The following is a 17,490-nucleotide window of genomic DNA, read 5'->3' on the forward strand; positions in this document are numbered from 1 at the left end:
GCCACCGACCAGGCCACTTTCGATCTGCTGCACGAGGTCGTCAGGACGCTGGGCAAGACCGCCGCCAGCGCCGAGGATTTTCCCGCCTTCATCGTCAACCGCATCCTGATGCCGATGATCAACGAGGCGGTCTATACGCTGTACGAGGGGGTGGGATCGGTCAAATCCATCGACGAATCGATGAAACTGGGCGCGAACCATCCGATGGGACCGCTGGAACTGGCCGATTTCATCGGGCTGGATACCTGCCTTGCGATCATGAATGTGCTGCATGACGGGCTGGCCGACACGAAATACCGTCCCTGCCCTCTGCTGACGAAATATGTCGAGGCCGGCTGGCTGGGCCGCAAGACCGGCCGCGGCTTTTACGACTATCGCGGCGAAACGCCCGTTCCGACACGCTGAGCGTCGTTTCCTGACGCGCAAGAAGTCTCGGCTGACGCTGGACTGCGCAGACAATCAGAAACCTGACAGGAAGGCAAACCCATGACGATTCCGAAGACAACCACCCTCGCGCTGCTGCTGGCGGCCGTGGCCACGCCTGTTCTGGCCGACGACCCCGCGACCTGCAAGACGGTGCGCTATTCCGATCCCGGCTGGACCGACATTACCGCCACCAACGGCGTCGCGGCGGTGCTGCTGGAGGCATTGGGCTATACGCCCAAGATCGCCACGCTGTCGGTGCCGGTTGGCTATGAGGCGCTGAAGAACGGCGACACCGACCTGTTCCTGGGCAACTGGATGCCCGCGCAGCAGAAATTCCGCGACGATCTGGACCAGACCGGCCAGATCGAGGAACTGGCCCGGAACCTCGAAGGCGCCAAGTTCACCCTGGCGGTGAACAAGCCCGGCGCCGCCGCCGGCGTAAAGGATTTTGCCGATCTCGATGCCCGCAAGGACGAATTCGACGGCAAGATCTATGGCATCGAGCCCGGTGCGCCGGCGAACCAGTCGATCCAGGCGATGATTGACGCCGACGCATTCGGGCTGGGCGACTGGACGCTGGTCGAATCGGGCGAACAGGCCATGCTGGCTCAGGTCGGCCGCAACGAGAATGCGGGCAAGCCCACGGTCTTCCTGGCCTGGGCGCCCCATCCGATGAACGAGGCCATCGACATCACCTACCTGTCGGGCGGAGACGAACAATTCGGACCGGATTTCGGGGGCGCCACGGTGCACACGCTGGCCCGCTCCGAATGGGTCGAAGCCTGCCCCAACGCCGCAAAACTGTTCAGCCAGCTTGTCTTCGACGTGCCGATGGAAAATGTCCTGATGGGCAAGATCCTGAACGACGGGATGGATGGCCGGCAGGCCGCGAAGGAATGGATCGCCGCCAATCCCGACGTCGCGGCGACATGGCTGGACGGCGTGACCACGCTGGATGGTCAGCCCGGCGACAAGGCGGTCATGGCTGCGGTGAGCAAGTGAAGCCCAATATCCTGATCCTGATGGCGGATCAGCTGTCGGGGGTGTTTTTCCCCGACGGCCCCGCCGATTTCCTGCATACGCCTCACCTGCGCCGGCTGGCCGACAGATCAACCCGGTTTGCCAATGCCTATACGGGCAGCCCGCTTTGCGCGCCGGGGCGGGCCAGCTTCATGTCCGGCCAGTTGCCCCGCCGCACGCGGGTCTACGACAATGCGGCCGAATTCGCCTCGGACATTCCGACCTATGCCCATCATCTGCGGCGGGCGGGCTATCAGACCTGCCTGTCGGGCAAGATGCATTTCGTCGGGCCCGACCAGATGCACGGGTTCGAGGAACGGCTGACCACCGACATCTACCCGGCCGATTTCGGCTGGACGCCGGATTACCGCAAGCCGGGCGAGCGGATCGATTGGTGGTATCACAATCTGGGCTCGGTCACCGGCGCGGGCGTGGCCGAGATCACCAACCAGTACGAATATGACGACGAGGTCGCCTATAATGCCTGCCGCAAGCTTTACGACCTGTCGCGCGGGCAGGATGACCGGCCGTGGTGTCTGACCGTCAGCTTCACCCACCCGCATGACCCCTATGTCGCACGGCGCAAATACTGGGATCTCTATGACGGGGCGCCGGAACTGGCCGCGCCAGAGGCCATCGCCTATCAGGATCAGGACGCGCATTCACAGCGATTGATGGATGCCTGCGACTGGCGAGAATTCGACATCACCGATCGCGACATCCGCCGCGCGCGCCAGGGTTATTTCGCCAATATCAGCTATATCGACGACAAGATCGGCGAGGTTCTGGACGTGCTGGAACGCACGCGACAGGAGGCGATCATCCTGTTCCTGTCCGATCATGGCGACATGCTGGGCGAACGCGGGCTGTGGTTCAAGATGAGCTTTTACGAAGGCTCGGCGCGCGTTCCGCTGATGATCGCGGCGCCGTCGATGCAGCCGGGGCGTGTGGATCGCCCGGTCAGCACCATCGACGTGCTGCCGACTCTTTGCGATCTGGCAGGACTGCCGATGGACGAGATCGCGCCCTGGACCGATGGCGAATCGCTGGCCGATGGCGGCGCGTCGCGCAACCCGGTGCCGATCGAATACGCGGCCGAGGGCAGTATAACCCCGCTGGTCGCGATCCGCGACGGCGGCTGGAAATACACCGCCTGCAAGGCCGATCCCGAACAATTGTTCGATCTGCAGACCGATCCGGACGAGCGCGTCAATCTGGCGGGCGATCCGGCCCATGCCGCAACCTTGCAGCACTTGCGGGCGATGGCGCGGGATCGCTGGGATCTGGATGCCTATGATTCCGAGGTTCGGCAAAGTCAGGCACGACGCTGGATCGTCTATGAGGCCCTGCGCAACGGCGCGTATTATCCGTGGGACTACCAGCCGCTGATGCAGGCCTCCGAACGATACATGCGCAACCACATGGATCTGAACGTGCTGGAAGAGAACAAGCGTTTTCCGCGCGGCGAGTGATCCACCGATCCGCGCAGGCGCTGTCGGCGATCAGGGGCCGGACGTCCCGGCCCCCGACCTCACGCGGGATCATTCCTCCGTCTTCGGACGGCGCTGTTGCATGAACTGATCGAATTCGGCCTTGTCCTTGGCCTCCCGCAGCTTTTGCAGGAAATCCATGAACTCTCCATGCTCTTCCTCCAGCCGCTTCAGCGTTTCTTCGCGATAGGCGTCGAAAGCCGAATTTCCGGTGGGGGCCGCGTAGTGGCGCGGGCGATAGCCGCGATGGCTGCGTTGACTGCATCCGAACATGCGTTTGCTCCAGATCATGTAGACGAGGATAGCCAGCCCGATCGGCCAGAAGGCAACGAAGCCCAGGATCATGGCGACGATCCAGGCCACGCGGCCGCGTTCATCCAGCCAGTCGCGACCTCGTCGCAAGAGACCGGGGCCACGCTGCGCCATCGAATAGGCGGTGATTTGCGGTGATGCGCTCTGCATCTTTGTGATCCCTCCATGTTAATGTTAATCACATTTACATAGATGGGCGCGAAACCCGCGGCGTCAAGAGAGGCCTGGGGAAAAATCACTCGGGGATCAGGCCCAGCCCGCGCAGATAGATGATGACGCCACTTTCCAGCATCGCCGAAGGCTCGACCGGGCTGCGTCCGCCGGGCTTGCCGCGCGAGAACAGTTCGACCACGCCGTGGCTCATCGCCCAGATATGGTTCGCCACCATCCGCGCGGGCGGGCGGCGATCTTCGGGCAGACGCTCGGCCAGCGTGCCGGCGGCGCGCAGCAGCACCCCCTGCGCCCGTTCGGACGCCTTGGCCAGATCGGCATTGCCGGCAATCGAGATGCCGGATTCGAACATCGCCATGTAATAGCCGGGCCGATCGGCCGCGAAATCCAGATAGGCCTGACCCATGCGCAGAAACGCGGTCAGCGCCTTGGGCCGGCCTTCGTCGAAAGCGGCCTCCAGCCGGCCGGCGAATTCGACGAAACCCTGCCGCGCGACCTCTTCCAGCAGATCTTCGCGGCCCTTGAAATGCCGATAGGGGGCGGCCGGCGAAACACCGGCGCGGCGCGCAGCCTCGGTCAGGGCAAAGGCCTGCGGTCCCAATTCCTCGATCAGGGCGGCGGTGGCCTCGACCAGGGCCTGACGCAGATTGCCGTGGTGATAGGTTTTGCGGTCGGCCACGGCTGCGGCCTACATGCCTTCGCCGAAATAATCGCCGATCAGCGCCTCAAGCGCATCGGCCAGCGCCGCCGCCTCCGGTCCCGAGGTGGTCACGGTGATGCGGCTTCCGCGCGGCGCGGTCAGCATCAGCAGTCCCATGATCGAATCACCGGCCACGCAAATCCCGTCCTTTTCGACCTGCGCCTGCGCATCGAAACGTTCGACCACATCGACGAATTTCGCGCTGGCCCGCGCATGAAGGCCCTTTTCGTTGATGATCGACAATTCCCGCGTGACCTTGCCGCTCATCGGGTCCCCAGGGCGGCTTCCAGCGGCACGGTGTAGGAATTGATGTATTTGCGTCCGGCCTCCTTGGCAAAGGCCACCGCATCCCTGACCGGCAGGTGGCGGGTCTTGGCCAGCTTGACCAGCATCGGCAGATTGGCGCCGTAAAGGATCGTGCGGTCATGCACCGCGCAGGCCGGCAGAGACAGGTTCGAGGGCGACCCGCCGAAAAGATCGGTCACCACCACCACCCCGTTGCCGTCATCGACCGCGTCGGCGGCCTGCCGGATTTCGGTCATCTTGGCGCCACGATCGTGATTATCCTCGATCGCGACCGCCGCGATTCCCGTCTGCGGCCCGACCACATGTTCGACGGCGGACAGATATTCCCGCGCCAACCCGCCATGCGCCACGATGACAATACCGATCAACGCAACCTACCAAATTCTGCTGCCTGCGTCTCTGCTTCGCCGGTCGCGGCCTGACGGCCAAGCTCGGCGGCGGAGAGAGACGTCGGGTTGCGGCGTTCCAGTTCCCTGTGTCTTATTGACACCGGCCAACCGGCCTCTGCAAGCGCAAGCGCCATCAATTCAGCCATTGTGACGGAACGATGTTTCCCTCCGGTGCATCCGAAACCCACCGCCAGGTGCGTCTTGCCTTCTTCTATATGTGCCGGAAGCAGAAACAGGATCAACTCGCGCACGCGCTGGAAGAACTCTGCGAATCGCTCGTCGTCCCGGACGAAATCCTGCACCTGACGGTCCAGACCCGTCAACGCGCGCAGTTCCGGCTGCCAATGCGGATTGGACAAGAACCGGCAATCGAACATCATGTCCACGCCGCGCGGCACGCCGCGCTTGTAGCTGAAGGAATGCAGCGACACGCTGAGCCGCCGCCCCTGCCGCACATCGAACCAGCGGGTCAGTTCGGCCTTCAGGTCATGGGGAGACAATTCCGAGGTATCGACCAGGACATCGGCCCGCGCCCGGATCGGCTGCAACAGATCGACCTCGGCCGTGACCCCGCCCAGCGGCGCGCTGTCCGGCGTCAGCGGATGGCGGCGGCGGGTTTCGTTATAGCGGCGCACCAGCACGTCGGGGTCGCAATCCAGATAGAGAACCTCGGGCGCATAGCGCGGATCGCGGGTCAGCCGGTCGATCAGTTCGATCACGTTGGCCGATGAGAAATCGCGATTTCGGACATCCAGCCCCAGGGCCAGAGGTTCGGGCCGGCTGGGACCGTCAAGCAGACGCGGGATCAGCGACAGCGGCAGGTTGTCGATCGCCTCGAAGCCCATATCCTCAAGCGCGTTGATCGCGGTCGAGCGACCGGCCCCGGACGGACCGGTCACCAGAACCAGCCTCTGCGCGTCGGCTGTCCGGGGGCCGTCGCGGTCTTCCGCCAGATCGAGATCCTCAGCCATCGGGTGTCAGACTTCCTTTCCGTCGCGTCATTGCCGCCGTCCGAACAGCAGATACTGCCGCAATGCAGCATAAAGATGCGATCGATAGGGCCCCGGCACAAGTGGCAAGGCCCTGCCAAGCAGCGGATAGGTCGTGCAGTCTGGCAAGCGTGCCACGCCCTCCTGCGCCAGATCGACGACCAGCGACAGCCGGACGGGACCATGCGGCGGGGCCGCCAGCAGCCCCACGCCGCGTGCCTCGATCGTGCCGACCAGCGCGGCGGGGCAACTTGCCACGACATCATCCCCCTGCGCCGTCAGATCGGTCCGGTCGTCGGCCACCAGTCGCGCTCCGACGGCCATCAGTTGCAGCGCCAGCGTGGATTTTCCGCTGCCGGACGGCCCCAGGATCAGCAGCCCCCGCCCTCTCAGGGCCACGGTCGTGGCGTGCATCTGCGTCATTCGAATCACTCCTCTCCGTCATTCTGGCTCGGAAAGGGTTAATTTTCCGTCCCCGGTCCTGCATATTCTGCATTGTTGGCGATAACATTTTGCGTTTGCGCTAACCGTTTGCGCTCGCGTCTTTTCCGCTTTCGACCGCGTGCTATAGCCGGTCAGAACGGCGTCACGAAAGCGTCGCGGATCAAGGAAAAGCAGGAGCGTCCAAAGATGACCACGCGCGTCAATCCGAAATGCCGGCTGGAGGATCAGGGTATCGAGGGGCTTGGGAGGGTTTACTACAACCTGCCGGAACCGGCGCTGATCACCGAGGCGGTCGTGCGCGGCGAAGGCCGCCTGGGCCTTGGCGGCGCGTTCCTGGTCTCGACCGGGGCACATACCGGACGTTCGCCCAAGGACAAGTTCGTGGTCCGCACCCCCGATGTCGAGGACTCGATCTGGTGGGACAACAACGCGGCGATGGCGCCTGACGCCTTCGACCGGCTGCACCATGACATGCTGGCCCATATGCAGGGGCGCGATTATTTCGTGCAGGATCTGTTCGCCGGCGCCGATCCCGATCTGCGTCTGGATGTTCGGGTGATCACCGAACTGGCGTGGCACGGGCTGTTCATCCGCCACCTGCTGCGTCGCCCCGAGGCAGCGGAACTGGACGGCTTCACGCCCGAATTCACCATCATCAACTGCCCCGGCTTCACCGCCGACCCCGATCGGCATGGCTGCCGCGGCGGCACGGTGATCGCGCTGAACCTTCACAAGAAACTGATCCTGATCGGCGGCACCGCCTATGCGGGCGAGAACAAGAAGTCGGTCTTCACGCTGCTGAACTACCTGCTGCCCGAAAAGGGCATCATGCCGATGCATTGCAGCGCCAATCACGCGCCGGGCGATCCCACCGACAGCGCGATCTTCTTCGGCCTGTCGGGCACCGGCAAGACCACGCTGTCGGCCGACCCGTCGCGGGCCCTGATCGGCGACGACGAACATGGCTGGTCGGATCGCGGCATCTTCAATTTCGAGGGCGGGTGCTACGCCAAGACGATCAACCTGTCCCCCGAGGCCGAACCCGAGATCCACGCCACCACCGCGCGCTTCGGCACGGTGATCGAGAACATGGTTTTCGATCCCCTCACGCTGGAACTGGATTTCCAGGACAATTCGATCACCGACAACATGCGCTGCGCCTATCCGCTGGAGGCGATCTCGAACGCCTCGAAGACCAGCCTTGGCGGGCATCCGAAGAACGTCATCATGCTGACCTGCGACGCCTATGGCGTGCTGCCGCCGATCGCGCGGCTGAGCCCGGCGCAGGCGATGTATCATTTCCTGTCGGGTTTCACCGCCAAGACCCCCGGCACCGAGGTCGGCGTGACCGAGCCGATCCCGACCTTCTCGACCTGCTTCGGCGCGCCGTTCATGCCGCGCCGCCCCGAGGTCTATGGCAGGCTACTGGCCGACAGGATCGGCCGGCACGGCGCCAGCTGCTGGCTGGTCAATACGGGCTGGACGGGCGGCGCCTTCGGCACCGGATCGCGGATGCCCATCGCCGCGACGCGCGCATTGCTGGCGGCGGCGCTGGATGGCAGCCTGAATACGGCGCAATTCCGCAAGGATCCCAATTTCGGCTTCGACGTGCCGGTCTCGGTCCCCGGCGTCAGGGACAGCCTGCTGGATCCGCGCCAGACCTGGGCGGACGGCACGGCCTATGACCGGCAGGCCGCGAAACTGGTGCAGATGTTCAGCGACAATTTCGCGCAATACCTGCCCGGCATCGACGAGGATGTGCGCGCCGCCGCCATCGGCTGATCCGAACGGCGCCCGGCACCGATCCATCCGCGGCAGAAGCGGGCAGAAGCCGGACCCCGCGCCTTCGCGCGGGGTTTTCGCAGCGCGCCGGGCGGCCCGCTTCTGCCCGCGCGGCTGACGGATCTTCCGGATCCGCCCCGGAAATCCGTTCCCGCCACCGGCACCGAAGCCCGGTTCGGATCGCGATCCAGCAATCGCCGGTTCGCAAGCGCCGGCGCCGTCAGACCCCCAGACACCAGCGCATGATCGCCTTCTGCGCGTGCAGCCGGTTTTCGGCCTCGTCCCAGATCACCGAATGCGGCCCGTCCATGACGGCGCTCGTCACCTCGTCTTCGCGATGGGCAGGCAGGCAATGCATGAACAGCGAATCGGGTTTCGCCCGTGCCATCAGCGCCTCGTTCACCTGATAGCCGCGCAACTGGTTGTGACGCCGCTCTTTCGCCGATTGCGGATCATGCATGCTGACCCAGGTATCGGCAAAGACGAGATCGGCCCCCTCGACCGCCTTCATCGGATCGCGTTCGATGCTGACCCCGACGCCCTGCGCGCGCGCAAAGGCCAGCGCCGCGTCATCGGGATCCAGAGGCGGCGGTCCGGTGAAGGTGAAGTCGAAGCCGAACTGGCCGGCTGCATGGATCACGCTGGTGCAGACGTTGTTGCCATCGCCCACCCAGACCACCTTGCGTCCCGCGATGGGGCCGCGATGCTCCTCGAAGGTCATCACGTCGGACATGATCTGGCAGGGATGGGTGCGGTTCGTCAGCCCGTTGATCACCGGCACATCGGCGTATTCGGCCATTTCCTGCAACGTGGCTTCCTCGAAGGTGCGGATCATGATCAGATCGACATAGCGCGACAGCACCCGGGCGGTATCCGCGATGGTCTCGCCATGACCAAGCTGCATTTCCGAGCCCGACAGCACCATCGTCTGCCCGCCCATCTGCCGCGCGCCGATGTCAAAGCTGACGCGGGTCCGGGTCGAGGGCTTTTCGAAGATCAGCGCCACCATCCGGCCGGCCAGCGGCAGATCGTCGTCGGGCGTGCCCTTGGGACGGCCGCCCCTGGCGGTCTTCATGGCGATGGCCTGATCGATGATCGACCGCAGATCGCCCCTGGCGGTCGTGTTCAGGTCCAGAAAATGCGTCATCGTGAACTCTTTCGGATTTGGGCCAGCAAGCCCGCTTGCGAGGGCGGGGTCAAGGGGGCGCCGCCCCCGCCGCGCGGGCGCGCGGCCCCCCGGGGTATTGGGGCAACGAAGAAACCCCCTATCGTCGGCGCGCCATCACGAGGACGCTTTGGCCTTCGCTGTCGGTGGCGATCCGCAGGCCCGAAAATCCGGCCTTTTCATAGGCGCGGATCGCGCGCAGGTTTTCGGGGGCCGGGTCGATCACCAGGGTCGAGCCGTCCTGCAGCAGCAGATCGCCAAGCGCGCGCAGCCATGCCCCGCCCTGCCCCCGCCCCGCCGGCGCGCCGAACACGTCAAGGGCGATGCTGTCCTGGGGCAGGCCGGCAAAATGCGGCGCGGGCCAGTGAAATGCCGGATAACATTGCGCATAGCCAAGCGGGGTGTCGCCCCTCAGCGCGATCAGCTGCCGCATCGGCGCCGCCCGCCGTTCCGCGCGGATCAGCGCAAGCTGGCGTTCCGCGTCCGGCCACCATCGTGCCACCTGCGGAACGCGCAGCCATTCGGCCAGCATCGGCAGATCGGCCGCGGTCACGGGACGGAAGCCGTAGTCAGGCATGAAGGCTGTCGGCCGCATGGTCCAGCCGCGTCACCGCCTCGGCGATCTCGTCGTCGGTGATGTTCAGCGGCGGCAGCAGGCGCAGGGTGTTGTCGGCAGCGGGCACGGTCAGGATCCGCCGGGCGTAGCCCGCCTTGACCAGATCGGTTGGCGCGATCCTGCATTTCAGACCCAGCATCAGGCCCTGCCCGCGCACGGATTCGAAGATGTCTGCATGAGCCGCGACCAGCGCCTCCAGCTTCTGGCGGAACAGGCCGGCCTTGCGGTTGACCTCGGCCAGAAAGGCCGGATCGGCCACGATCCGCATCACCGCCGCACCGACCGCGCAGGCCAAGGGATTGCCGCCATAGGTCGAGCCATGGCTGCCCGCGACCATGGCCGATGCGGCGTTTTCGGTGGCCAGAACCGCGCCCAGCGGAAAGCCGCCGCCGATGCCCTTGGCGATCATCATGATATCGGGCGCGATGCCGGCATATTCATGCGCGAACAGCCGCCCCGTGCGACCCATGCCGCATTGCACCTCGTCCAGCACCAGAAGCGCGCCGGCGCGGTCGCACAGCGCGCGGATCTCGCGCAGGTCGGCATCGGGCAGCGGGCGGATGCCACCCTCGCCCTGGACCGGCTCCAGCATCACCGCCGCCGTCCGGTCGCCGATCGCGGCGCTCAGGGCGTCCATGTCATCCCAGGGCAGTTGCCGGAAGCCGGGCATCAGCGGCCCGAAGCCCTTGACCATCTTGTCCGACCCCGCCGCCGCGATCGCCCCGGTCGAGCGGCCATGGAAGGCCCCCTCGAAGGTCAGGATTTCGGGACGGTCCTCGCCCTTCTCATACCAGTATCTGCGCACCATCTTGATCGCCAGTTCCGCCGCCTCGGTGCCGGAATTGGTGAAGAAGACCGTATCGGCGAAGGTGTTTTGCACCAGCAGATCGGCCAGAGCTTCCTGTTCGGGGATCTGGTAGAGGTTCGAGACATGCCAGATCCGCCCCGCCTGCGCGGTCAGCGCGGCGACCAGATCCGGATTGGCATGGCCCAGCACGTTGACGGCGATGCCCGCGCCCAGATCCAGATATCGGGTGCCGTCGGTGGCGATGGCCCAGGCACCCTCACCCCTTTCGAAGGCGATGTCAGCGCGGTTGTAGGTCGGCAGGACGTGCGAAATCATGGCGGATTCCCCGGATGGCATGACTGAGATGAAGGCAGGCTTGATCGGACGGTGACGGGACCCCGGCAAGGCCGTGCGTCAACGTCGGGGACGGGCGAAACGGGCGGTCCGGACGATCATGGGCCACCGCATAGCCCCGAATCGCGGCCCGCGCAATCACGGTTTCATCCGGTAGCCGGTTCTCAGCCAGCGCCAGCCGATCGCCAGAACCGCGGCCACGACCACCACGCAGACCGCGAACCCGCGCCAGACCGGCGCGTCGCTGACGCCGGTGACGCCGAAGCGCGTCCCGTCGATCAGATAGAAGATCGGATTCCAGTGCGACAGGCCGCGAAACGGCTCGGGCAGGGCCTCGACCGAATAGAAGGTGCCCGACAGGAAGGACAGCGGCGTGATGACGAAATTGGTGATCGCCGCCATCTGGTCGAATTTCTGTGCCATGATGCCGGCCAGGATGCCCAGGCCCCCCAGCAGCAGCGCCGCCAGCAGGACGAAGGTCGCGGCCCAGGCCGGATGGGCGATCCCGGCACCGGTGACGATCACCATCCCGGTGCCGATGACCAGCGCCACCAGCCCCGCCCGCACGACCGAACCGGCCAGATAGCCCGCCAGCATCTCGCCCGCCGACAAGGGCGGCATCAGCGTATCGACGATATTTCCCTGCACCTTGGCCGAGGTGATCGAGGACGAGGTATTGGCGAAGGCATTCTGGATCACCGTCATCATCAGGATGCCGGGGCCCAGAAATTCCAGATAGGGCAGCCCCATGATCTCGCTCCGGCCGCGGCCCAGGGCCAGCGCGAAGACCAGGACGAACAGCGCCGCCGTCATCAGCGGCGCAAAGATCGTCTGCTGCCAGACCGCCATGAATCGCATCACTTCGCGGGTCGCCAGAGTGCGAAAACCCAGCCAGTTGACACGCCCGAAACGGCGCACGCCCATGGCGGGCCGGGTGGTCATCATGTCCTTGGGCATCGCGCGGTCCTTGAATTCCGGTCTGCCGGGGTCTAAATCTCGGCATCCCGTTTGTGACGGGACCAACCGGATGTTTCAAGATGGGGTGGCGGGCCGGACCCGCCCGGAAAGGCAGTCATGTCCTGGACCGATGATCGTGTCGAGACGCTCAAGCGCATGTGGGGCGAGGGCCAGTCGGCCAGCGCCATCGCCAAGGAACTGGGCGGCGTCACGCGCAACGCGGTGATCGGCAAGGTCCATCGCCTCGGGCTGTCGAACCGCATCGACGAGGCCGAGCCCGCCCCGGCCACCGCCGAGCCCGACAGGAAGGCCGAGAAAAAGCCCGCCGCGCCCCGGCCCGAACCGGTGCCGGAACCCGCAGAGGCAAGGGCCGAACCGGCCGATGAACCCTCGACCCAGCCCGCCTATACGCCGCAGCCGCGCCGCACCATCGTGCCGGCCGGCCAGCCCCTGCCGCCGCAGCCCTCGGCCAACGAGATCAGCCCCGAGGCGCTGGCCTCGGTCCGCGAGGTCGAAAAGAAGGCCCGCAGGCTGACCCTGATGGAATTGACCGAGCGGACCTGCAAATGGCCGATCGGCGATCCCGCGACCGAGAAATTCTGGTTCTGCGGCCTGCCCGCCCAGGCCGGCAAACCCTATTGCGAGGCGCATGTCGGCGTTGCCTTCCAGCCGATGAGCTCGCGCCGGGATCGGCGTCGCTGAAGCCAGGCCGGCCCGGATAATCCCGTTCCGGCTGGGTGACTTGATCGGCCCTTCCCCGATCGACGGGCTTTCCCAGAAACGCCGATCCACGGCAAGGACGGTTTTTTCCGATCCCTGGCGCGGCGCTCGCATCCGCTGTCGCTGCGCGGCGGCACTTCGCGGTGGCAGACGCCCACGCCGCAAGCGATTCTGACGGCTCAGATGGCGTCGCCGTCTTCCGGCGCGGCGCCGCTGTCACCATCCTCATGTCCGCTTCGTGGCGGTGCCATCGCGCGGTCGCGCCTTGCGCGGGCCTTCATCTCGACCTTCTGCCGGGATTGCGGCGGCTTGTCCCCGGCGGGCCAGCCCTCGCGCTGCGCGCCTCGCGTGCCGTCCGTTTCCTCGGTCTGGTCGTGCAACAGCACGACATTGGTCGGATAGGGCATGTCGATGGCGGCCTCGTCCAACGCGGTCGAAATCGCCTGAATGACCCGCGCCTGCGTATGAACCACGTTGGTGCGGACCGGATCGGTCCACCAGCGCACCCGCATCGTCAGCTGGCTTTCGTCGATTCCCCAGGGCAGGGCTTCGGCGGCGGGTTCGTCAGCGACACCCTCGACAACCGAAACCGCCTCGAGGATCACGGCCCTGGCGCGGTCCCAGTCGTCGGCATAGCCGATTCCCACATCGTAATCCGACCGCCGCTTGTCATAGGCCGTGTTGACGACCACCGAATTCGTATAGACCTGCGAATTGGGAATGACGACGCGGCGATTGTCATAGGTCCGGATCATCGTGGCGCGGGTCTGGATATCCTCGACCGTGCCTTCGTGACCGCCCGCCTCGATCTGGTCGCCGACCTTGAAAGGGCGCTGCAGCAGGATCAGGATGCCCGACAGCATGTTTTGCAGGATGTCCTTGAAGGCAAAACCGATCGCGACAGAACCGATGCCAAGCCCGGCCAGCATGTCGCCGGGTTTCAGCGAGGGCAGCACCACCGTCATCGCCAGCAGAAAGCCCAGCACGATGATCGCCCAGCCGACCAGCGAGCCGCCGACATTGGCCAGCGCCGGGCGGTCGTGGCGGACCAGCGTCTTGCGGATCGACCAGGTCACCAGGACCGAGACAAGCCAGGCCACGAGAAACAGGACGCTGGCGGCGATCAGGTTCGGAATCAGCGAGATGAAACCGTTGATCCAGCTTTGCAGCTTTTCGACGAGACCACCGAAATTCGTGCCGATCGCACCCAGTTGATCCATCCGCCCCGCCGCCCCGTTCATTCTTCTGCCCTGGATAAAGCGGATCGGGACGGCTCTGGTTCCCGACCCTGCCCGGCCCGCGCGGCGACCGACCGGACGCAATCCGCACCGCTTGCCCGCCCGGCCAAAGCAGGACACCATCCCCGAACCGGAAGAACGGAGTCCGCCATGCCCCGCCCCGCATTGTTTCTGCTGCTGGTTCTTGCCGCCCCGGCGCAGGCGGCACCGGCCTTGTCCCTGCCCCTGGGCGAGGACGCCGAAGTCGTTCCAGCCCGCTATATCTGCGACGATGGCGGCACGATCGCGGTGCAATATGTCAATGCCGGACCCAACCGCCTCGCCCTGCTGCGCCTCGACGGCGAGGAACGTCTGTTCGTCAACGTCATATCGGCCTCGGGCGCGCGCTATGTCGCGGGCGAATACGAATGGTGGATCAAGGGCGACCAGGCCAGCCTGCGCAACGCCATGCGGGACGGCGACGCCCGGAGCTGCAGGACCCGCGATGGCGCCTAGATCGGCTCGATCTGCCCTTGCACCCAGGCGCGCAGGATGACCTGCGCAACCGCCCCCTTGCGGGCCGGCGCGATCCGGTCGTGGCGGCCCTCCAGCGCCTCGGCGATCTGGTTCCGGGGAACCCAGATCGCGTCCTCCAGTTCGGTCGGATCCAGTGTGATCGCGCGGCTCTCGGCGCGCGCCACGCAGCCGATCATCAGCGAGGCCGGAAAGGGCCAGGGCTGCGAGGTGACATAGCGCACCGCGCCCACCGTGATCCCGGCCTCCTCCATCACCTCGCGGCGCACCGCCTCCTCGACCGTCTCGCCCGGCTCGACAAAGCCCGCCAGCAGCGAATACATCCGCTCGGGCCACAGCGACTGACGACCCAGAAGAACCCGGTCGCCGTCCAGAACCAGCATGATCACCACCGGATCGGTGCGCGGGAAATGCTGCCGACCGCAGGCGGGGCACTCGAACCGCCAGCCGGCATGGCTGACACGATTGCGGGCGCCGCAACGGGCGCAGAAGCCATGCGTCAGCCGCCATTCGAAGATGCCCTTGGCGGCCGCCGCGATCCCGGCATCGCGATGGTCGATCTCGGCCATGATCGCGCGCAGGTCGATGAATTTCCGCGTCTGCGACAGATCCAGAGTGTGGCGGTCGATGAATTCGGCAGGCGGATGGTCGGGCGGCGCCAGATATGAGACATCGGCGGCGAAATGCGCGGTCCCGGCCATATCCAGGCCCATGAACACCAGCGGTTCGGGACAATCCGCGACCAGATCATCGCTCGCCGGCAGCCAGGCGAGGCGCGGCCCGGTCGGTGTCAGGTCGAACAGCGGCTTGCCACGCCAGAACGGCAGCACCAGGGTATCGGTGCGCGACAGCATCCGGGCGATCCCGGCGCCATCGCCGCGCAGCCGGTCGGCGCGATCCAGAAAACTGCCGGCAAAGGTGACTTCGGATTCGGGGATCATGGCGCGACCCTGCACCCTGCGGATGCGCCCCGCAAGAACACAGTCGCGACGCGCCCGGCCCGCCACGCAGGGCGATCGGGAAGGCGGGGCGGGCCAGACCCGGCCCGGTCGCTGCCGCTGGGCCGAATGCGCGCGTTCCGCGCGCGACGGCGCCGGCAGCAGATCTTGCGCGCCTTCGAACGACACCCGCGCAAGGCGCCCGTCATGCCCGCATGTCCGCCCCTGTGCCGGAACCGCGTGCAACGCCGCAGGCGGTGCATCCGCTGTGTACGCCCTGTGCACCGCCTGTGCGCGCTCTGAGCGGTGCGGCACCCCGCGAATGCTGGCCGGTTCGCGCCATCGCCGCGCAACGCCCTGCCGGTGACCGGGCTGCCGCGCTCGCCGCTTTCAATCGTCCTGCAACGGGGCTAGATACGGCGCCGACTGACAAGGACGCAACCCCATGGCCCGCCATCTCATCACCTCTGCCCTGCCCTATATCAACGGTATCAAGCATCTGGGCAATCTCGTCGGATCGCAGCTGCCCGCCGATCTCTATGCCCGCTATCTGCGTGCGCGCGGCCACGAGGTGATGTTCATCTGCGCCACCGACGAACACGGCACGCCGGCCGAATTGGCCGCCGCCAAGACGGGCGAGCCGGTCGCCCGGTATTGCGCCCGGATGCACCGGATCCAGGCGGATCTGGCCAGGGGCTTCGGCCTCAGCTTCGATCATTACGGCCGCTCCTCCAGCGACCGGAACCGACGCCTGACACAGCATTTCGCGGGCAAGCTGGCCGATAACGGCTATATCCGCGAAGTCGCGGAAAAACAGGTCTATTCCATCGATGACGGCCGCTTCCTGCCCGACCGCTATATCGAGGGTACCTGCCCCAATTGCGGCTATGACAAGGCCCGTGGCGACCAGTGCGAGAACTGCACCAAGCAGCTTGATCCGACCGACCTGATCGAGCCGCGCAGCGCCATCAGCGGCAGCACCAATCTGGAAGTGCGCGAGACCAAGCACCTCTATCTGCGCCAATCCGCGCTGAAGGGCGAGATTGCCGAATGGATCGACAGCAAGAAGGACTGGCCGATCCTGACGACCTCGATTGCCAGGAAATGGCTGAACGACGGCGACGGGTTGCAGGATCGCGGTATCACCCGCGACCTGTCATGGGGCGTGCCGGTCAAGCGCGGCGATCAGGACTGGCCGGGTATGGAGGGCAAGGTCTTCTATGTCTGGTTCGACGCCCCCATCGAATATATCGCCGCGACTGCCGAATGGGCCGATGCCAATGATCGCACCGAGGCCGAGTGGCGCGCCTGGTGGCGCACCGACGAGGGCGCCGACGACGTGACCTATACCCAGTTCATGGGCAAGGATAACGTGCCTTTCCACACTCTCAGCTTTCCGGTGACCCAGATCGGCGCGGGTGAGCCGTGGAAGATGGTCGACTATATCAAGTCGTTCAATTACCTGACCTATGACGGCGGCCAGTTCTCGACCAGCCAGGGCCGGGGCGTCTTCATGGATCACGCACTGGACATCCTGCCGGCCGATTACTGGCGCTGGTGGCTGCTGTCCCATGCCCCCGAATCCGGCGACAGCGAATTCACCTGGGAGAATTTCCAGCAATCGGTGAACAAGGATCTGGCCGACGTGCTGGGCAATTTCGTCAGCCGCGTGACCAAGTTCTGTCGGGCAAAGTTCGGCGAGGCGGTTCCCGGAGGCGGCAGCTTTGGCCAGCCCGAACAGAACCTGATCGCCGCGCTGACCACGCGCCTGCGCGCCTACGAGGACGCCATGTCACGCATGGAGGTCCGCAAATCCGCGGCCGAACTGCGCGCGATCTGGGTTCTGGGCAACGAATACCTGCAAACCGCCGCGCCCTGGGCCAGCTTCAAGACCGATCCCGAACAGGCCGCGATGCAGGTGCGTCTGGGGCTGAACCTGATCCGGTTCCATGCGGTCCTGTCGGCCCCGTTCATCCCCTTCGCCGCCCGCGCGATGCTGGAGGCGATGCAGACGGACCAGACCGATTGGCCGGGCGACGTGGCACAGGCGCTTGAAACCCTTCCCGCAGGCCATGCCTTCACCGTGCCCGACGTGCTTTTCGCCAAGATCACCGACGATCAGCGCGCCGAATGGGCCGATCGTTTCAGGGGCGCGCGGGCCTGAACCCCGCGC

At 65.7% G+C, this 17,490-nt stretch carries 19 protein-coding genes; 7 read left to right on the plus strand and 12 right to left on the minus strand.

Features of this window, described 5'->3' with window-relative positions:
* From B4L36_RS06750 to betC, 3 genes are all read left to right on the plus strand, one after another.
* A partial coding sequence (locus B4L36_RS06750; RefSeq protein ID WP_292954249.1) for a 3-hydroxyacyl-CoA dehydrogenase family protein occupies positions 1–405 on the plus strand: 405 nt, incomplete at its 5' end.
* An 81-nt stretch (positions 406–486) separates the two neighbouring features.
* Positions 487–1,428, plus strand: coding sequence for a choline ABC transporter substrate-binding protein (gene choX / locus B4L36_RS06755; RefSeq protein WP_292954252.1), 942 nt, complete (start codon positions 487–489; stop codon positions 1,426–1,428).
* Positions 1,425–2,918, plus strand: coding sequence for a choline-sulfatase (gene betC / locus B4L36_RS06760; protein WP_292954255.1), 1,494 nt, complete (start codon positions 1,425–1,427; stop codon positions 2,916–2,918). Before choX ends, betC begins: the two co-directional genes overlap by 4 nt.
* A gap of 69 nt (positions 2,919–2,987) precedes the next feature.
* On the opposite strand, the gene B4L36_RS06765 is transcribed toward betC, so the two are convergent.
* The 6 genes from B4L36_RS06765 to B4L36_RS06790 form a co-directional block, all read right to left on the minus strand.
* Entirely contained in the window at positions 2,988–3,398 is a 411-nt protein-coding gene (locus B4L36_RS06765) for a DUF2852 domain-containing protein (RefSeq protein WP_414692146.1), read from the minus strand.
* 85 nt (positions 3,399–3,483) lie between these two features.
* Complete coding sequence (locus B4L36_RS06770; protein WP_292954258.1) at positions 3,484–4,098, minus strand: TetR/AcrR family transcriptional regulator; 615 nt, start codon at positions 4,096–4,098, stop codon at positions 3,484–3,486.
* A 9-nt stretch (positions 4,099–4,107) separates the two neighbouring features.
* A complete protein-coding gene (locus tag B4L36_RS06775; RefSeq protein ID WP_292954261.1) occupies positions 4,108–4,386 on the minus strand; it encodes an HPr family phosphocarrier protein in 279 nt (92 codons plus the stop codon).
* Positions 4,383–4,793, minus strand: coding sequence for a PTS sugar transporter subunit IIA (locus B4L36_RS06780; RefSeq protein WP_292954264.1), 411 nt, complete (start codon positions 4,791–4,793; stop codon positions 4,383–4,385). The genes B4L36_RS06775 and B4L36_RS06780 overlap by 4 nt, the downstream gene beginning before the upstream one ends.
* Positions 4,790–5,785, minus strand: coding sequence for an RNase adapter RapZ (gene rapZ / locus B4L36_RS06785; protein ID WP_292954267.1), 996 nt, complete (start codon positions 5,783–5,785; stop codon positions 4,790–4,792). Before rapZ ends, B4L36_RS06780 begins: the two co-directional genes overlap by 4 nt.
* Positions 5,786–5,812: 27 nt before the next feature.
* Positions 5,813–6,226 carry an HPr kinase/phosphorylase gene (locus tag B4L36_RS06790; protein WP_292954270.1) on the minus strand — a complete coding sequence of 138 codons (414 nt, stop codon included), beginning with the start codon at positions 6,224–6,226 and terminating at the stop codon, positions 5,813–5,815.
* 207 nt (positions 6,227–6,433) lie between these two features.
* Here B4L36_RS06790 and B4L36_RS06795 point away from each other — a divergent pair, with 207 nt between their 5' ends.
* Entirely contained in the window at positions 6,434–8,029 is a 1,596-nt protein-coding gene (locus tag B4L36_RS06795; RefSeq protein ID WP_292954273.1) for a phosphoenolpyruvate carboxykinase, read from the plus strand.
* A 220-nt stretch (positions 8,030–8,249) separates the two neighbouring features.
* Here B4L36_RS06795 and argF read toward each other — a convergent pair whose 3' ends face one another.
* The 4 genes from argF to B4L36_RS06815 form a co-directional block, all read right to left on the minus strand.
* Positions 8,250–9,176 carry an ornithine carbamoyltransferase gene (argF, locus tag B4L36_RS06800; protein WP_292954276.1) on the minus strand — a complete coding sequence of 309 codons (927 nt, stop codon included), beginning with the start codon at positions 9,174–9,176 and terminating at the stop codon, positions 8,250–8,252.
* Positions 9,177–9,294: 118 nt separating this feature from the next.
* Positions 9,295–9,771 (minus strand): GNAT family N-acetyltransferase, encoded by a 477-nt coding sequence (locus B4L36_RS06805; protein WP_292954279.1) that lies wholly within the window; start codon positions 9,769–9,771, stop codon positions 9,295–9,297.
* Complete coding sequence (locus tag B4L36_RS06810; protein WP_292954282.1) at positions 9,764–10,933, minus strand: aspartate aminotransferase family protein; 1,170 nt, start codon at positions 10,931–10,933, stop codon at positions 9,764–9,766. Before B4L36_RS06810 ends, B4L36_RS06805 begins: the two co-directional genes overlap by 8 nt.
* Before the next feature lie 156 nt (positions 10,934–11,089).
* Positions 11,090–11,908 (minus strand): ABC transporter permease, encoded by an 819-nt coding sequence (locus tag B4L36_RS06815; RefSeq protein WP_292954285.1) that lies wholly within the window; start codon positions 11,906–11,908, stop codon positions 11,090–11,092.
* 117 nt (positions 11,909–12,025) lie between these two features.
* Here B4L36_RS06815 and B4L36_RS06820 point away from each other — a divergent pair, with 117 nt between their 5' ends.
* The gene (locus tag B4L36_RS06820) at positions 12,026–12,610 is read left to right on the plus strand and encodes a GcrA family cell cycle regulator (protein WP_292954288.1); all 585 of its coding nucleotides are present in this window, start codon (positions 12,026–12,028) and stop codon (positions 12,608–12,610) included.
* A 197-nt stretch (positions 12,611–12,807) separates the two neighbouring features.
* On the opposite strand, the gene B4L36_RS06825 is transcribed toward B4L36_RS06820, so the two are convergent.
* Positions 12,808–13,869 (minus strand): mechanosensitive ion channel family protein, encoded by a 1,062-nt coding sequence (locus B4L36_RS06825; RefSeq protein ID WP_292954291.1) that lies wholly within the window; start codon positions 13,867–13,869, stop codon positions 12,808–12,810.
* 147 nt (positions 13,870–14,016) lie between these two features.
* Between B4L36_RS06825 and B4L36_RS06830 the strand changes: the two genes are divergently transcribed.
* On the plus strand, positions 14,017–14,361 hold the full coding sequence (locus B4L36_RS06830) for an MliC family protein (RefSeq protein ID WP_292954294.1): 345 nt from the start codon (positions 14,017–14,019) through the stop codon (positions 14,359–14,361).
* Here the strand turns inward: B4L36_RS06830 and nudC are convergent.
* Entirely contained in the window at positions 14,358–15,320 is a 963-nt protein-coding gene (gene nudC / locus B4L36_RS06835) for an NAD(+) diphosphatase (protein ID WP_292954297.1), read from the minus strand. The genes B4L36_RS06830 and nudC overlap by 4 nt on opposite strands.
* Positions 15,321–15,762: 442 nt before the next feature.
* Between nudC and metG the strand changes: the two genes are divergently transcribed.
* Entirely contained in the window at positions 15,763–17,481 is a 1,719-nt protein-coding gene (gene metG, locus B4L36_RS06840; RefSeq protein WP_292954300.1) for a methionine--tRNA ligase, read from the plus strand.
* The last annotated feature ends 9 nt before the right edge of the window (positions 17,482–17,490 follow it).

The sequence above is a fragment of the Paracoccus sp. UBA889 genome, assembly GCA_002294185.1.
In the GTDB taxonomy this organism is placed as follows: Bacteria; Pseudomonadota; Alphaproteobacteria; order Rhodobacterales; family Rhodobacteraceae; genus Paracoccus.

Bases quoted from the DNA above. Each gene is read 5' to 3' on its own strand.
- B4L36_RS06775 (WP_292954261.1), bottom strand. From the start codon at position 4,386: ATGAGCGGCAAGGTCACGCGGGAATTGTCGATCATCAACGAAAAGGGC.
- B4L36_RS06805 (WP_292954279.1), bottom strand. From the start codon at position 9,771: ATGCCTGACTACGGCTTCCGTCCCGTGACCGCGGCCGATCTGCCGATG.
- B4L36_RS06830 (WP_292954294.1), top strand. From the start codon at position 14,017: ATGCCCCGCCCCGCATTGTTTCTGCTGCTGGTTCTTGCCGCCCCGGCG.
- B4L36_RS06820 (WP_292954288.1), top strand. From the start codon at position 12,026: ATGTCCTGGACCGATGATCGTGTCGAGACGCTCAAGCGCATGTGGGGC.
- rapZ (WP_292954267.1), bottom strand. From the start codon at position 5,785: ATGGCTGAGGATCTCGATCTGGCGGAAGACCGCGACGGCCCCCGGACA.
- B4L36_RS06815 (WP_292954285.1), bottom strand. From the start codon at position 11,908: ATGCCCAAGGACATGATGACCACCCGGCCCGCCATGGGCGTGCGCCGT.
- B4L36_RS06795 (WP_292954273.1), top strand. From the start codon at position 6,434: ATGACCACGCGCGTCAATCCGAAATGCCGGCTGGAGGATCAGGGTATC.
- B4L36_RS06790 (WP_292954270.1), bottom strand. From the start codon at position 6,226: ATGACGCAGATGCACGCCACGACCGTGGCCCTGAGAGGGCGGGGGCTG.
- metG (WP_292954300.1), top strand. From the start codon at position 15,763: ATGGCCCGCCATCTCATCACCTCTGCCCTGCCCTATATCAACGGTATC.
- B4L36_RS06825 (WP_292954291.1), bottom strand. From the start codon at position 13,869: ATGAACGGGGCGGCGGGGCGGATGGATCAACTGGGTGCGATCGGCACG.
- argF (WP_292954276.1), bottom strand. From the start codon at position 9,176: ATGACGCATTTTCTGGACCTGAACACGACCGCCAGGGGCGATCTGCGG.
- choX (WP_292954252.1), top strand. From the start codon at position 487: ATGACGATTCCGAAGACAACCACCCTCGCGCTGCTGCTGGCGGCCGTG.
- nudC (WP_292954297.1), bottom strand. From the start codon at position 15,320: ATGATCCCCGAATCCGAAGTCACCTTTGCCGGCAGTTTTCTGGATCGC.
- B4L36_RS06765 (WP_414692146.1), bottom strand. From the start codon at position 3,398: ATGCAGAGCGCATCACCGCAAATCACCGCCTATTCGATGGCGCAGCGT.
- B4L36_RS06810 (WP_292954282.1), bottom strand. From the start codon at position 10,933: ATGATTTCGCACGTCCTGCCGACCTACAACCGCGCTGACATCGCCTTC.